Raw genomic sequence first — 15,279 nt, 5'->3', positions numbered from 1 at the left:
GGCAGAGGGATGGGTGATGGAGCGCGGGCTCGAACTGCACGGCATCGGCGTCCGTTTCGGCGGCCTCACCGCCCTCGACGACGTCTCGCTGCGGGTGCCACCCAACCGGGTGGTGGGCGTGATCGGGCCCAACGGCGCCGGCAAGACCACGTTGTTCAACGTGATCTGCGGCTTCGTGACGCCCGAGTCGGGTTCGCTCACGCTGGACGGTCGTCCGCTGCGACCACGGCCGCACCGGCTGACCAGACTGGGCATCGCCCGGACCCTGCAGGGGACCGGGCTCTTCGCCGGCCTCAGCGTCCTGGAGAACGTGATGACCGGCGCGTCGCACACCGCCCGCGCCGGCTTCGCGTCGGCGCTGTTCGGGCTGCCCCGCAGCGACCGCGACGAGCGCCGGCTGCGCGAGCACGCCCTGGACGTCCTCGACGACCTGGGGATCGCCCGGCACGCCGACGCCGCGCCGGGCACGCTGCCCTTCGCCGTACGCCAGCGGGTCGCCCTGGCCCGCGCGCTCGCCGCGCGGCCCCGGCTGCTGCTGCTCGACGAACCCGCGGGCGGCCTCGGCGCCGACGACATCGCCGAGCTCGCCGAGCTGGTGCGGCAGCTTCCCCGGCGTGACGCCGACCCGTGCGCGGTGCTGCTCGTCGAGCACCACATGGACCTGGTGATGGCCGTCTGCGACGAGCTCGTGGTGCTCGACTTCGGTCGGGTGATCGCCGCCGGCACGCCGGACGAGATCCGCGACGACACGACTGTCGCCGACGCCTACCTCGGCGCCCTCGTCGAGGAGGCCGCACCGTGAGCGCGAGGAGTGAGCCGGGTTTGCGAGCCCCGCAGTCGCGAACGAAAGGTGGCTCACCGTGAGCGCGAGGAGTGAGCCGGGTTTGCGAGCCCCGCAGTCGCGAACGAAAGGTGGCTCAGCGTGAGCGCGGCCGATCTGCTCGTGGTGCGGGGGCTGGTGGCCGGTTACGGTGCCGCGCCGGTGTTGCGGGCCGTCGACCTCACCGTGCCCGCCGGCACGATCGCCGCCGTCGTCGGCGCCAACGGCGCCGGCAAGACGACGCTGCTGCGCGCGCTCTCCGGCATGATCCGCCCGTCCGCCGGCCAGGTCGTCCTCGCGGGGGAGGACCTGGGGGGTACGCCTGTGGAGCAGCTCGTCCGGCGCGGCATGGCGCACGTGCCGGAGGGGCGGGGCGTGATCAGCGAGTTGACCGTCGACGAGAACCTGCGGCTCGGCGGGCTGTGGCGGCGGGACCGGGCGGACGCCGGCCGTGCCCTCGACGAGGTCTACCAGCTCTTCGAGCCACTCGCCAGGCGCCGCCGGCACCTCGGCCACCAGCTCTCCGGTGGTGAGCGGCAGATGCTCGCGCTGGGCCGGGCGCTGGTCGGCCGGCCGCGCCTGCTGCTGCTCGACGAGCCGTCGCTCGGCCTGGCGCCCCGGGTGGTCGCCCGGACCATGGCGCTGCTGCGCCACCTGCGCGACCGCACGGGCCTGACCGTGCTGCTCGTCGAGCAGAACGTGCGCAGCGCGCTCGCCGTGGCCGACCAGGGCGTCGTGATGTCACTGGGCCAGGTGGTGATCGCCGCCCCGGCGGCGACGCTGCGGGACGACGACGACCTGCGCCACGCGTACCTCGGTTTCTGACCCACCTCGTCCCCTGGAGGGAGGACTGTTGGACCGCTTCGTCTTCCTCACCGTCGACGGTCTGTCGCGGGGCGCGGTGTATGCCGCGTTCGCGCTGGCGCTGGTGCTCATCTGGCGGGCGGCGCGGGTCGTCAACTTCGCCCAGGGGGCGATGGCCGTCGCCGCCGCGTACGTCGCGTACTCGGTGTCCGCCGCGACCGGCTCCTACTGGCTCGGCTTCCTGGTCGCGATCGTCGCCGGCCTGCTGCTCGGCGCGCTGGTGGACCGGGTCGTGATGCGGCACGTCGACCACGCGTCGCCGCTCAACCCGGTGATCGTCGCGCTCGGGCTGGTGCTGGTGCTCCAGGCCGTGCTGGGCATGGTGTACGGCAACGAGTTCCGACCCGCCGACGTCCCGTTCAGTCGGTCCGCCCTCACCGTCGGCGGGGTCGCCGTGCTGTCGCCGTACGACCTGTTCGTCTTCGCCACGATCGGGGTGGTGGTCAGCGCGTTGGCCTGGATGTTCGCGCGTACCGCTGTCGGGTTGCGGATGCGCGCGGCGGCCTTCGCACCGGAGGTCTCCCGTCTGCTCGGTGTCAACGTCGGCGGGATGTTGACGCTCGGCTGGGCGCTCGCCTCCGGGGTGGGCGCGCTCGCCGCGATGCTTGTCATCCCGACCGAGTTGGGCCTGCACCCGCACGCCATGGACCTGGTGTTCGTCTCGGCGTTCACCGCGGCGGTGGTCGGCGGGTTGGACAGTCCACCGGGCGCGGTGGTCGGTGGCCTGGTGGTGGGTCTGCTGCTCTCCTACGTCAGCGGGTACGCCGGCAGCGACCTCACCCCCCTCGCCGTGCTCGTCCTGCTGCTGGCGGTGCTGCTGGTCCGGCCCGGCGGGTTGTTCGCCCCGGTCGCGGCGAGGCGGGTGTGAGCGCCACCCGGGCGGCCCTGCCGCCGAGGCAGCGGGCCGCCGAGACCGGCGATCGTCCCCTCGACCGCGGGCGTCGCGGTTCCACGCTGCTGCGGCACCTCGCCGTGCTGCTCGTCGTGGGGCTGGTGCTGGTGGCGGTCAGCTACGCCGTCGAGCCGTTCCGCAACTTCCAGCTCGCCACCGTGGCGGCGTATCTCTGCGCCACCGCCGGGTTGACAGTCCTCACCGGGCTCAACGGTCAGCTGTCGCTGGGGCACGGGGCGTTGATGGCGACCGGCGCGTACACCGTGGCCCTGTGCCAGAACGCGTTCGCCGACCGGGGGTTGACCGGCGGCTGGCTGTTGCCGCTGTCGCTGGTCGCGGCCGTCCTGGGCACTGTCGCGGTAGGCGCGGTGGTAGGTGTGGCGGCGGCCCGGCTGCGCGGGCCCTACCTCGCCGGGGTGACGCTCGCCGTGGCCGTCGTGGTGCCGGCGTTGGCCGTCACCTTCGACGGCGTCTTCAACGGCGAGCAGGGGCTGTCGGTGCCGGTGGAGCCGCCGCCGCTGGCGCTCGGCGCGTACTTCCCGTACGAGCGGTGGCAGCTCTGGCTCTCGGGCGCTGCCACCCTGCTGGCCCTGCTGCTGGTGGCGAACCTGGTCCGCAGCCGGTACGGGCGGACCTTCCGGGCGGTCCGCGACGACGAGGTGGCGGCCCGGCTCGCGGGCATCCACGTGGCCCGCACGCAGGTTCTCGCCTTCGTCGTCAGTGCCGCCACCGCCGGGCTCGGCGGCGGTCTGCTCGCGATGCTCGCGCAGAGCGTCTCGCCCGGGGCGTTCTCGTTGACCCTGTCGCTCTTCCTGCTGATGGCTGTGGTGATCGGTGGCCTCGGTCGCCTCGCCGGCGCGCTGTGGGGGGCGGTGCTGCTGGTCGCCCTGCCCGATCTCACCCATTCCGTGACCGAGCTGCTCACCCTCTCGCCGGCGGTGGCGCAGCGGCTGGAGGGCAACCTCCCGTTGGCGATCTTCGGCGTCACGCTGATCGTCGTGATGATCGCCGCGCCCGGCGGTGTGCAGGGTCTGCTGTCCCGTCTCGGCCGAGGGCTGCTGGCCCGCTGGTCGGCGCGGCGTTCCTGAGCTGTCCCCGGCCCGGCCTCGGCCGGGCGCCTCACCACCACACCGTTCCCAGAAGAACCGGACCGAGAAAGGTCGGTGTTTCCCATGCACCGTACGGCACGACGCGGTCTCGCGATCGCCAGCACCATCGCCCTGCTCGTCACCGCCGCGGGCTGCAGCGGCGACGACGGCCCCACCTCCGGCGGGGGGTCGGTGCCGGGGGTCACCGACACCGAGATCGTCGTCGGCACCCACATGCCGCTCACCGGGCCGGCCTCGGCCGGCTACTCCAAGATCGCCCCGGCGACGAAGGCGTACTTCGACTACGTCAACGCCAACGGCGGCGTGCACGGCCGCAAGATCACCTACAAGATCATGGACGACGGCTACAACCCGGCGAACACCCAGCAGGTGGTACGCCAGCTCGTCCTGCAGGACAAGGTCTTCGCCGTCCTCAACGGCCTGGGCACGCCGACGCACACAGGTGTGCTCGACTTCCTCAAGAGCAACCGGGTGCCCGATCTCTTCGTCGCATCCGGCAGCCGCAGCTGGGATCAGCCCGACAAGTATCCCGGCACGTTCGGCTTCAACCCGGACTACACGATCGAGGGCAAGATCCTGGCCAACTACGCGAAGACGAACCTGGCCGGCCGCAAGGTCTGCTTCCTCGGTCAGGACGACGACTTCGGCCGCGACAGCCTGGCCGGCGTGGAGAAGGTGCTCGGCGCGGGGGCGGTGGCCGTCAAGCAGACGTACGTCACCAGCAACACCAACGTCGCGCCGCAGATCGGCGCGTTCAAGGCGGCCAACTGTCAGGTCGTCATGCTGGCGACGGTGCCCGGCTTCACCGCGCTGTCCGTCGGCACCGCCGCACGGCTGGGCTTCAAGCCGCAGTGGCTGGTCTCCAACGTCGGCGCCGACCACCCGACCCTGGCCAAGCAGCTCGGCGCCGCCGCACCGCTGCTGGAGGGCATGGTCGGCACCAACTACCTGCCGATGCAGAACGACACCGCGAACCCGTGGATCCAGCTCTTCACGAAGATCAACAAGACGCACAACGGTGACGCGCCCTTCGACGGCAACACCGTCTACGGCATGTCGGTCGGCTACCTCTTCGTGCAGGTGCTGCTCGCCGCCGGCAAGGACCTCACCCGCGAGAAGGTGCTCGACGCGGTCCAGAAGGGCGGCTTCACCGGCCCCGGGCTCGCGCCGCTGCGCTTCTCCGCCGACGACCACTCCGGCTACGGCGGGCAGCGGTTGAGCCGGGTGAGCGGGGGAGTGCAGAGCTACTTCGGGCCGACGTACGAGACCGACGAGGGGGACGGCCCGGTCACCGAGTACACCGCCGCGCCGGTCGCGCCGCCGGCGAACGGGGTGCCCACCGTCTCCTGACGGGCCCGCCATCGCTGTCGTACGACCCGGGGGTCACCGCCTCCGGGTCGTACGACAGTGCCCGGACCCGGTGCGCCGTGCCGGATGCCGGCCGTTGACCGACACCGATCAGTCCTCCTACTATCTGCACTGTGGATGCAACTTCAGGTCGACTCGCCGGTCGGGTCGCCATCGTCACCGGCGCCAGTCGCGGGATCGGCCTGGCCATCGCCCAACGCCTCGTCGCCGAGGGCGTCCGGGTGGGTCTGACCGCCCGCCGCCCCGAGGCGCTCGCCGACGCGGTCGTCGCCCTCGGCGGCCCCGCGTACGCCGTGGCCGTGCCCGGCCGGGCCGACGACCCCGAGCACCGGGCCGAGGCGGTGCGGCAGGTCGGCGCGGCGTTCGGGCCGGTGGACCTGCTGGTCAACAACACCGGCATCAACCCCGTGCACGGCCCGCTGGTCGAGCTGGACCTGGCCGCCGCCCGCAAGATCCTCGACGTCAACCTCGTCGCCGCGCTGGGCTGGGTGCAGGAGGTCTGCGCCGCAGGCATGACCGAGCGGGGCGGCTGCGTGGTCAACGTCTCCTCGATCGCCGGCCTCGCGCCGTCGCCGGGCATCGCCTTCTACGGCGTGAGCAAGGCGGCGCTCATCCACCTCACCGCAGGTCTCGCCGTCGAGCTGGGGCCGACGATCCGGGTCAACGCCGTCGCCCCCGGTGTGGTCAAGACCCGCTTCGCCGCGGCGCTCTACGAGGGTCGTGAGGACGAGGTCGCCGCGCGGTACCCCCTCGGCCGGCTCGGCGTCGCCCCGGACGTGGCGGGCGCGGTCGCCTTCCTGGCCGGCCCCGACGCCGCCTGGATCACCGGGCAGACGATCGTCTGCGACGGTGGCGTCACGCTGGCCGGCCGGGCCGGATGACACCGTCCGTGCACGCTCGCCGGTGCCTGATCATCGCCTGTCTAGACTCGGCGGGGAGCCGGGCGACGTCGTGGCGGTGAAGGGGCGGGGGCGGATGAACAGGGTCGAGGCCCCGGGGCGGGTGGACGGGCGGACGGCCCGGGCCGAGCGCACCCGGGCAGCCATCGTCGAAGCGCACCTGGCGCTCATCGCCGAGGGCGACCTGCGGCCGACCGGGGAGCGCATCGCCGAACGGGCCGGCATCTCGCTGCGCACACTCTGGACCAACTTCAAGGACATGGAGACGCTCTTCGAGGCCAGCGGCGCCGAGGTGCTGCGCCAGCAGGATGCCGCCTACCGGCCGATCTCGCCCGCGTTGCCGCTGGCCAAGCGGGTCGACGCGTACTGCCGGCAGCGGGCGCGGCTGCTCCAGCTCATCGCGCCGTCGGCGCGGGCCGCGCAGATGCGCGAGCCGGTCTCCGACCAGCTGCACCGCAACCGCCTCAAGCACATCGACCGGGTGCGCGACGAGGTCGAGCACCTCTTCGCCGCCGAGCTGGCGCAGGCCGGGCGGGGGCGCGAGCAACTGCTCAACGCGTTGGTGGCGGCGAGCATGTGGCCGGCCTGGTCGATGCTGCGCTACGGCCTCGGGCTCGGCGTGGACCAGGCCCGCGCGGTGATGTCCCGGACGGTGGGCGCGCTGCTGGCCGAGGTCACGACCGACTGATCCCGGCTCGTCCCCTCTTTCCATCCGGTGACCGATGGGTAACACTGGGACGCATGGTTACTGCATACTCAGTGCAAATAACCGTGTTGCGCGGCCGGGACGACCAGTGCCGGGCCATCCGGGCTCTGCTCGACGGCGTGCCCGGCGGCGGCGGGGCTCTGCTGCTGCACGGCGAGCCGGGCTCGGGCCGGACGGCGCTGCTCTCCTACGCCCACCGGTACGCGAAGGACTGCACAGTCCTCGCCGGGGCCGGGCTGCCCGAGGAGGCCACGCTGCCGTACGCCGGCCTGCAACGCCTGCTCGATCCGGTGCTCGACCGGGCCGCCGCCCTGCCCGAGCCGCGCCGGCACCTGCTGCGCCGGGCGTTGGACGGCGAGGGCTGCCCGCCCGAGCGCCGGCTGGCCCTGTCGGTGGCCGTCCTCGGTCTGCTCGCCGCGGCCGCCCGGGAGCGCCCGCTGCTCGCCACAATGGACGACGTCGACCGGGGTGACCCGCAGACCGCGCAGGTGCTGGCGTTCGTCGCCCGCCGGCTCCGGCACCTGCCGGCGGCCGTCCTGCTCACCGCGGACGTCACCGCCACCGTCGACGGCATCGCGGCGCACCGGCTGCCGCCGCTGGGCGAGCGGGACAGCATCGCCGTCCTGGCCGACCGGCTACCCGAGCGACCCGCCGCGCCGGTCGCGGCCACGCTCGCCGCGGTCGGCGGTGGCAACCCGCAGGCTCTCGTGGACCTCACCGAGGCGCTGAGTCCGGGGCAGTGGCGGGGGGAGGAGCCCCTGCCGGCCGCGCCGCCGGCCGACGGTGCCCTCGCCCGCGCCTACCGGGCCCGGCTCGACCGGTTGCCGCCGGACACCCGCCGGATGCTGCTGCTCGCGGCGCTCGACGACTCGGACGAACCGGCGACCTTCGTGCGCGCGGCCGACGCCGCCGGCCTGGCCGTCGAGGTGCTCGCACCGGCCGAGGCCGCCGGGCTGGTCCGGGTCGAGCCCGGGGGAGTCACGTTCGCGCAGCCGCTGGCCCGCACGATGGTCGCGGCCGGTGCGCCGCTGGCCCAGCGGCGCGCGGCGCACCGGTTGCTCGCGGAGGTTCTCGACCCGGACGGGCAGCGGCTGCTGCGGGCGATGCACCTCGCCGCCGCGACGGCGGGCACCGACCCGGCCCTCGCCGACGAGTTGGAGCGGGCGGCGGCCGGTGGTCGCGACAGTTGGGTCGTGGCGTCGGCCGCGCTGTGCCGGGCCGCCGCGCTCAGCGACCACCCGCGCGACGCCGCCGCGCGCCTGCTCGCCGCCGCCCGCTACGCCTGGACCGCCGGGCAACCCGGCCAGGCCCGACTCCTGCTCGACCGCCTCCGCGCGACCTGCGCGGACCCGACCGTCACCGGGCACGCCGGGCTGCTGCGCGGCGAGCTGCAACTGCGCTGTGACGACGCCGCCGGCGCGGCGGCCACGCTGGTGTCCGCCGCGCGTGCGGTGGCCGGGACCGACCGTGCCGTGGCCATGGAGGCGCTGGCGCGGGCCGGCGAGGCCGTGTGCTTCGCCGGTGACCAGTACCGGTACGCGGAGGTCGGCCGCCGGGCGGCGGCTCTGCGGCACCCGAACGACCCGCCGGCCGTGGAGCTGACGGGCTGCCTCGTCACCGGGGTGGCCGCCACGCTGCGGGGTGACCACGAGCGGGCCGGGCCCGCGCTACGCCGAGCCGTCGTGCTGGGCGGCCGGTTGGCCGGGCCGGCGCTGACCCCGACCGCGCTCAGCTGCGCGGCGGCGGCCGGGCTGGTGGTGGCCGTGGACGGCGCTGCGCACCGGCTCGCCGAGCGCGCCGTCGGGTTGGCGCGGGAGCGGGGCGAGCTGTCCATGCTGTCCCGGGCGTTGGAGCTGCGCGCGGTCGCCGAGTACTGGCTGGGGCGGCACGAGGCGGCGGCGGAGACCTCCCGTGACGGGCTGCGGGTCGCCCGCGCCACCGGGCAGTTCAACTGCGCCAACGTCCACCTGGGCATGCTCGCCGTGCTGGCCGCCGTCCGGGCCGACCGGGACGCCAGCCTGCGGTGGATCCGCGAGATCGGCCCGACGCCGACGCCGGGCAGCCGACCACACGCGCTCGCCGGGTGGGCGCTGGCCGTGCTCGACCTCGTCGACGGTCGGCACGCCGAGGCGGCGGCCCGACTGGCGTCGCTGGCCCGGCTCGGCACCGGCCGGGGTCAGGTGCTCGTCCAGGTGATGGCCACCCCGTACCTGGTGGAGGCGGCGGCCCACCTGCCGCACCGGCCGGCGGCGACGGCCGCGCTCGCCGCCTTCGACAGGTGGGCGAGCAGCACCGCGAGCCCGCTGCGGCGGGCGCTCTCGGCCCGGTGTCACGCGCTGCTCGCGCCCCGGGGCGGTGTCGAGGCGGAGCAGGAGTTCCGGACCGCGCTGCGACTGCACCCGACGGAGGACGGCGCGTTCGAACGGGCGCGCACGGAGCTGCTCTTCGGTCAGGAGCTGCGGCGCAGCCGGCGTCCGCGGGACGCCCGGGGGCACCTGCACCAGGCCCGGGAGACGTTCACGTTGCTCGGCGCGGATCGCTGGGCCGAGCAGGCCACGGCCGAGCTGCGTGCCGCCGGGGAGTCGGTCGGTCCGCCGGACCTGCCGGCGGCGCGGTTGCTGACCGGTCAGCAGCTGCGGATCGCGCAACTGGTCGCCGAGGGCGCGACCAACCGGGAGATCGCCGCCCGGATGTTCCTGTCCACCCGCACTGTCGACCACCACCTGCGCAACGTCTTTCACCGGCTGGGCATCCGCTCCCGTACCGAGCTGGCCCGTACCTTCGCCGCCGAGCCGCACGCCGGTCTGGCCTCCGACAGGTGAGCGCGCAACGGGGACGGTCCGGTCTGGACGGCGTAAACTATCACCGCTAGTTTATCCGTCATGGAGCTCACCCTGTCCGCCGAGCAGACGGCGGTCCGTCAGCTCGCCGCCGAGTTCGCCGACCGGGAGTTGACGCCGCACGCCGCCGCGTGGGATCGGCGCGAGTCGGTCGACCCGGCCATCGTCGGCAAGCTCGGCGACCTCGGCTTCCTCGGGCTGACCATCCCCGAGTCCGACGGTGGCTCCGGCGGCGACCACCTCGCGTACTGCCTGGTCCTTGAGGAGCTGGGCCGGGGCGACTCGGCCGTGCGTGGCATCGTCTCCGTCTCACTCGGCCTGGTCGCCAAGTCGATCGCCGCCCACGGGTCGGCCGCGCAGCGGGCCGAGTGGTTGCCCCGGCTCTGCTCCGGGGCCGCGCTCGGCTGTTTCGGGCTCACCGAGCCGGACAGCGGATCCGACGCGGCCGCGCTGCGCACCCGCGCGGTCCGCAGCGGCGACGACTGGCTGCTCACCGGCACGAAGACGTTCATCACCAACGGCACGACCGCCGACGTCGCCCTGATCTTCGCCCGCACCGGCGGTCCCGGCCACCGGGGGATCACCGCGTTCCTGGTGCCCACCGACAGTCCGGGCCTGACCCGCCGCGAGATCCACGGCAAGCTCGGCCTGCGCGGGCAGGCCACCGGCGAGCTGCGTCTCGACGACGTACGGGTGCCCGACGCCGCCCGCCTCGGGGCCGAGGGCGCCGGCTTCCGGCTGGCCCTGGCCACCCTCGCCAAGGGACGGATGTCGGTGGCGGCCGGCTGCGTCGGCATCGCCCAGGGGTGCCTCGACGCGGCGGTCGGCTACGCCGGGCAGCGGACCCAGTTCGGCAAGCCGATCGCCGGTCACCAGCTCGTCCAGCAGCTGCTCGCGGCCATCGCCGTCGACACGGCGGCCGCCCGCCTGCTGGTCTGGCAGGTCGCCGACCTGATCGACCGCGACCAGCCGTTCGCCACCGAGGCGTCGATGGCGAAGCTCTTCGCCAGCGAGGCCGCCGTCCGCGCGGCCAACAACGCGGTCCAGGTCTTCGGCGGGTACGGCTACATCGACGAGTACCCGGTCGGCAAGTACCTGCGCGACGCGCGGGTCGCCACCCTCTACGAGGGCACCAGCCAGATCCAACAGCTCCTGATCGGACGCGCGCTCACCGGCGTCAACGCCTTCTAGCTCAAAGGACATCCGGATGCGAGTCTTCACCTCTGTCGACGAGCTGACCACCGCGGTCGGCGAGACCCTCGGGCCCGGCCCCTGGCAGCGGATCGAGCAGGACCGCGTGAACCTCTTCGCCGACGCCACCGACGACCACCAGTGGATCCACATCGACCCGGTGCGCGCGGCGGCCGGACCGTTCGGCGCCACGATCGCGCACGGCTACCTGACCCTGTCGCTGTTGCCGGCGTTGGCCGGTCGGCTGTACCGCGTCGAGGGGGTCGCGATGGGAGTCAACTACGGGCTGAACCGGGTGCGCTTCCCCGCGCCGCTGCGGGTCGGCGCCGCCGTGCGGGCCACCGCCGTCATCGCTGAGGTGTCACCGGTCAGCGGTGGGGTGCAGATGGTCACGGCGGTGACGGTGGAGAGTGACGCCGGGGGCAAGCCCGTGTGCGTCGCCGAGACGGTGAGCCGCCTCTACGGCGAGGCGAGCCGCTGACCGGTGCGGGGGCGGGCGACTTCTGTCGCCGCCCCCGCAGCCCGTCGTCTGTCCGGCCCCGAGCGGCGCCGCGTTGGTTGCGCCGCCGCTGCTTGCGCTGCGCTGCCTGGCGTTACCGGCGCGGGGTCAAGGACCACCAGCGGGCCCTTTGCTCTGCTTCAACCGACGCAACAGTGACAGCCCGTTTGTGTTGCGTGGGTTGAAGCAGAGCAAAGGGTGTGGGGAAGGTGTGCCCGCCCCCGCGTCCCGCTGCCGGTACGAAGGTCAGGCGACCGCGCAGGCGGTGCCGTTGAGCGCGAAGGCGGACGGCCGGCCGGTGTTGCCGGTGTGGGTGGCCTGGAAGCCGATGTCGACAGACGTGTTCGGGGCGATGGTGCCGTTGTACGAGACGTTGCTCGCGGTCACCGCCCCGCTCGACGGGGAGTAGCTGGCGTTCCAGCCGCCGGTGATGGTCTGGCCGCTGGGCAGGGTGAACGTCAGCGCCCAGCCGTTGACCGCGCTGCTACCGGTGTTGGTCACCGACACGGCAGCGGTGAGCCCGTTGTTCCAGGCGTTGACCGTGTACGTGACCCGGCATCCCCCGGACGGCGGGGGCGTGGTCGGCGGCGCGGTCGTGGGCGGTGCCGTGGTCGGCGGCGCGGTCGTGGGCGGTGCCGTGGTCGGCGGCGCGGTCGTGGGCGGTGCCGTGGTCGGCGGTGCAGTGGTGGGTGGCGCGGTGGTCGGCGGCGTGTCGCCGCCGATGCTGCCGGGCACCGTGCGCAGCGCGTCGTACCAGGCGACGGCCATCTTGCGGTAACCAGTGGCGTTGGGGTGTACGCCGTCGGCCAGGTCGCTGAGCGTCAGCGCGCGGTACATGTCGACCAGGTGGACGCGCTTGCCGGCGGCGGCCCGGGTCTGCACGATCCCCGGGATCGCCGCGTTGTAGCCGCGGACCTGGGTGTCCGCGCCGGACTTCGGGATGATCGTCGCGACGAACACGTCCGCGTTCGGTGCGGTGTTGGTGATGCGATCGACCAGGGTGGCCAGGCGGGCCGGAGCGCCGGACGTGTCCCCGTACATGTCGTTGGTGCCGATGTGCAGCAGCACGGTCCGCGGGTTCGTGGCGCGCAGCCAGTTGACGATGTTGGCGTCGATCTGGGCGATGGTCCAGCCGGAGTGGCCCTCGTGGTCGTGGTCACCGAGACTCGCCGGGCCGTTGAACCCGGAACCGACGAAGTCGATCCGGTATCCGCCGGAGACGAACCGGTTCCAGAGTTCGATGCGGTAGCCACCGGCGACGTTGAAGCCGTCGGTGATCGAGTCGCCGAGGGGCATGACACGTACCCCGCCGTTGGACTCGGCGTTCGCGGGCGTCGTCGCCACCGGGACGGCGGCGGTCATGGCCGCGACGGCGGCCAGGGCCGCCCACCACAGTCGGGCCCGGCGGGGCCTCGACGTCGGCGCGGTGGTGGCGGGCGGTGGGGGGACGGGGTTGCCAAGGGTCGGTCTGCTCATGGGGCTTCCTCAGGTGGTGGGAGCACGACAGCGGCGGCCCACCGACGAGGCGGAACCGCGCGGTACGCGAGAGTGAGCTGCGCGAGGACCAGGAACCCGGACGTCATCACACCGCTGGTCGAACGCTCTGGTCATCGACGGTCGGAGGCGACGGATCGATGAGCCCCGGCCGGGATGTGCCCTGCACCCCGCCTGGACGCACCATAGCTTGTTATCGCTAACACCGGCAATGGATCGAACGTCGACGATGCTCGGGAGTGGACGAGGCGGTCAGTCCCGGCCGGTCGTGTCGGTCGGCGCGAGCCGCGCGGCGAGCCAGCGCAGCTGCCGCCGGACGTGCACGGCCTCGCCGCCCTCGTGGCCGTTGAACGGGTAGACGTGCATCTCCCGCTCGGGCGGGACGGGCTGTCCGGCCGCGGCGCCGTACTGGTTGTAGGCGGCGAAGCCGGTGCTCGGCGGGCAGACGGTGTCGCGCAGGCCGATCCCGAAGTGCGCCGGCGCGGTCGCCCGCCGGGCGAAGGTCACCCCGTCGACGTAGGACAGCGTGTGCCGGACCGCGTCCTCGGCCTCCCGGTGCACCGCCAGGTAACGGCCGATCTCACCGTACGGCGAGACGTCGCTGAGCGTGATGGCGCGCTGGACGTCGCACAGGAACGGTGCCGTCGCCAGCACCGCCGCGAGGTCGTCGACGAGGCCGGCCACCGCCAGGGCCAGGCCGCCGCCCTGGCTGTTGCCGACCACGGCGATCCGGTCCGCGTCGACCCCGGGCAGGGCGCGTACGGCGTCGACGGCCCGGACCGCGTCGGTGATCAGACGTCGGTAGTGGTAGTCGTGCGGGTCGAGGATTCCCGAGGTGGCCGGCCAGGGGCCGCCGGGTCTGCCGTGCGGATCGGCCGTGTCACCGGCGCCGTGCTGCCCCGCCTGGCCCCGGTTGTCCATCAGCAGGTGCGCGTACCCGGCGACCGGCCAGGTCAGCCGCTCGTGCGGCAGGCCGCGTCCGCGCCCGTAGCCGGCGTACTCCACCACGGCCGGCAGCGGTCCGGGTACGCCCGCGGGGCGGGTGTACCAGGCGCGCACCGGGTCACCGCCGAAGCCCGCGAACGTGACGTCCCAGGAGTCGAGCAGGCGCAGGTCGGTGGGCTCGGGGCGGACGTCCACCAGCACCGGACGGGCGGCCGCCTCGGCGAGGGTGTTCCGCCAGAACCTGTCGAAGTCCGCGGGCTCGGCGACGGTCGGCACGTATCGCGCAAGCTCGTCGAGGGCGGGGTCGGAGTACGGCACGGGTCCTCGCAGGGTCAGGGCTGCTGGGCGGGGGGTGCGGTGCTCTCCCGGACGACCAGCTCGGTCACCAGGTCGATCCGGCTGGTCGCCGGGCCATTGCCGGCGATCAGGTCGAGCAACATCTGGGTGGCGATGCCCGCCATGTCGCGCAGCGGCTGGTTGATGGTGGTCAGCGCCGGATAGGTCCAGGTGGCGACGGGCAGGTTGTCGTACCCGATCACGGAGAGGTCCTCGGGGACCCGCAGGCCGCACTGCCGGGCGGCCCGGAGCACCCCCATGGCCTGGGTGTCCGAGCCGGCGAATATCGCCGTCGGCCGGTCCGGCCGTCTCAGCAACTCGAGCCCGTGGGCGTGCCCGGCGCCGGCCGAGAAGCTGCCGTAGCGGACCAGCTCGCGGTCGACGGTCAACCCGATCTCCTCGTGCGCGTGCTGGAAGCCCGCGGCGCGGGCCCGGCTGCACAGCACGTCGGGCGGCCCGGAGATGACGGCGTTTCGTCGGTGACCCAGCTCCAGCAGGTGGCGAGCGGCGAGCAGGCCGCCGTTCCAGTTGTTCGACCCGACGGTGGGCACGGAGGCCGAGGTCGCGCTGTCGGTGTCGATCACGACGAACGGGACGCCCTGGCGGCGCAGCTGCTGTTGCTGCGTCTCGGCCAGGTGGCACAGGACGAGCAGCACGCCCAGCGGGCGTTGGCTGAGCAGCGTGTCGAGCCACCGTTGCGGTGGCCGGTGCGCGCCGTCGAGTTGGGACACCGCGAGGCCGATGCCGGCGATGCTGGTCACCGCCTCGGCGCCGCGCAGGACCTCCATCGCCCAGCCGGTGTCGAACTCGTGGAACACCAGATCGATCCGCCCCGCGCCGGACGACCGCCGCGCACGGCGCTGGTACCGGTGCCGGTCGAGACTCTCCTCGACCCGTGCCCTGGTGCCGGCGGCGACATCCTCGTGGCCGTTGAGGACCTTGGACACCGTTGCCACCGACACGCCGACGTCGTGGGCGATCGTCGCGATGGTGGTGGAGGCGGGTGGGTCGAGCGGGCGGTGCTCTGTCATCGCAGCCTCATGCAGCGTCGAAATTTTCGGAAGACCTTAACACGACCAGCCGGTCATGACGGTCGATGTGGCCGCAGGTCGGGCGCGGCCGCAGCGGTTCTGGGGCCCGGTCATGACTGAGCGCTATGGGCGGTGCCACTGGCCGTACGAAGGAGCCGCCTCGCAACCAATCGAGCCCCTTGACTACATCCCGGCGGTGGACTTAGGTTGCCGAAAAGGTTGCTTGGGTTTCCGGAAAGTTTCGGATCGCACACCGTCCGCCACGGACCGGTCCCACGAGGGTGC

General features: G+C 73.6%; 13 protein-coding genes. 10 read left to right on the top strand and 3 right to left on the bottom strand.

The window, feature by feature from the left end:
- The first annotated feature begins 16 nt into the window (after positions 1–16).
- The 10 genes from AB0B97_RS10320 (at position 17) to AB0B97_RS10275 (ending at position 11,170) form a co-directional block, all read left to right on the top strand.
- Entirely contained in the window at positions 17–802 is a 786-nt protein-coding gene (locus AB0B97_RS10320; RefSeq protein ID WP_357492390.1) for an ATP-binding cassette domain-containing protein, read from the top strand.
- Positions 803–922: 120 nt separating this feature from the next.
- The gene (locus AB0B97_RS10315) at positions 923–1,645 is read left to right on the top strand and encodes an ABC transporter ATP-binding protein (RefSeq protein WP_234588867.1); all 723 of its coding nucleotides are present in this window, start codon (positions 923–925) and stop codon (positions 1,643–1,645) included.
- A 28-nt stretch (positions 1,646–1,673) separates the two neighbouring features.
- Positions 1,674–2,552 (top strand): branched-chain amino acid ABC transporter permease, encoded by an 879-nt coding sequence (locus tag AB0B97_RS10310; protein ID WP_355066448.1) that lies wholly within the window; start codon positions 1,674–1,676, stop codon positions 2,550–2,552.
- Positions 2,549–3,664, top strand: a complete 1,116-nt coding sequence (locus tag AB0B97_RS10305; RefSeq protein WP_357492387.1) for a branched-chain amino acid ABC transporter permease — start codon at positions 2,549–2,551, stop codon at positions 3,662–3,664. The genes AB0B97_RS10310 and AB0B97_RS10305 overlap by 4 nt, the downstream gene beginning before the upstream one ends.
- A gap of 84 nt (positions 3,665–3,748) precedes the next feature.
- On the top strand, positions 3,749–5,035 hold the full coding sequence (locus tag AB0B97_RS10300) for an ABC transporter substrate-binding protein (protein WP_357492385.1): 1,287 nt from the start codon (positions 3,749–3,751) through the stop codon (positions 5,033–5,035).
- A 131-nt stretch (positions 5,036–5,166) separates the two neighbouring features.
- On the top strand, positions 5,167–5,934 hold the full coding sequence (locus tag AB0B97_RS10295) for an SDR family oxidoreductase (protein ID WP_357492383.1): 768 nt from the start codon (positions 5,167–5,169) through the stop codon (positions 5,932–5,934).
- Between the two features lie 94 nt (positions 5,935–6,028).
- Complete coding sequence (locus AB0B97_RS10290; RefSeq protein WP_234588875.1) at positions 6,029–6,640, top strand: TetR/AcrR family transcriptional regulator; 612 nt, start codon at positions 6,029–6,031, stop codon at positions 6,638–6,640.
- A gap of 53 nt (positions 6,641–6,693) precedes the next feature.
- On the top strand, positions 6,694–9,480 hold the full coding sequence (locus tag AB0B97_RS10285; RefSeq protein WP_357492381.1) for an AAA family ATPase: 2,787 nt from the start codon (positions 6,694–6,696) through the stop codon (positions 9,478–9,480).
- 60 nt (positions 9,481–9,540) lie between these two features.
- Complete coding sequence (locus tag AB0B97_RS10280; RefSeq protein WP_357492379.1) at positions 9,541–10,689, top strand: acyl-CoA dehydrogenase family protein; 1,149 nt, start codon at positions 9,541–9,543, stop codon at positions 10,687–10,689.
- Positions 10,690–10,705: 16 nt separating this feature from the next.
- Positions 10,706–11,170, top strand: coding sequence for a MaoC family dehydratase (locus tag AB0B97_RS10275; protein ID WP_357492377.1), 465 nt, complete (start codon positions 10,706–10,708; stop codon positions 11,168–11,170).
- Positions 11,171–11,434: 264 nt separating this feature from the next.
- Here AB0B97_RS10275 and AB0B97_RS10270 read toward each other — a convergent pair whose 3' ends face one another.
- From AB0B97_RS10270 to AB0B97_RS10260, 3 genes are all read right to left on the bottom strand, one after another.
- Positions 11,435–12,664, bottom strand: a complete 1,230-nt coding sequence (locus tag AB0B97_RS10270; protein ID WP_357492375.1) for a cellulose binding domain-containing protein — start codon at positions 12,662–12,664, stop codon at positions 11,435–11,437.
- Positions 12,665–12,934: 270 nt separating this feature from the next.
- Positions 12,935–13,945, bottom strand: a complete 1,011-nt coding sequence (locus AB0B97_RS10265) for an acetylxylan esterase (protein ID WP_357492373.1) — start codon at positions 13,943–13,945, stop codon at positions 12,935–12,937.
- Between the two features lie 14 nt (positions 13,946–13,959).
- Positions 13,960–14,994, bottom strand: coding sequence for a substrate-binding domain-containing protein (locus tag AB0B97_RS10260; RefSeq protein WP_357492371.1), 1,035 nt, complete (start codon positions 14,992–14,994; stop codon positions 13,960–13,962).
- Positions 14,995–15,279: the final 285 nt, after the last annotated feature.

The organism is Micromonospora sp. NPDC049004 (assembly GCF_040649315.1).
GTDB lineage: Bacteria > Actinomycetota > Actinomycetes > Mycobacteriales > Micromonosporaceae > Micromonospora.
The sequence above is the reverse complement of the archived record's forward strand: the minus strand, read 5'-3'. Positions and strand labels throughout refer to the sequence as shown.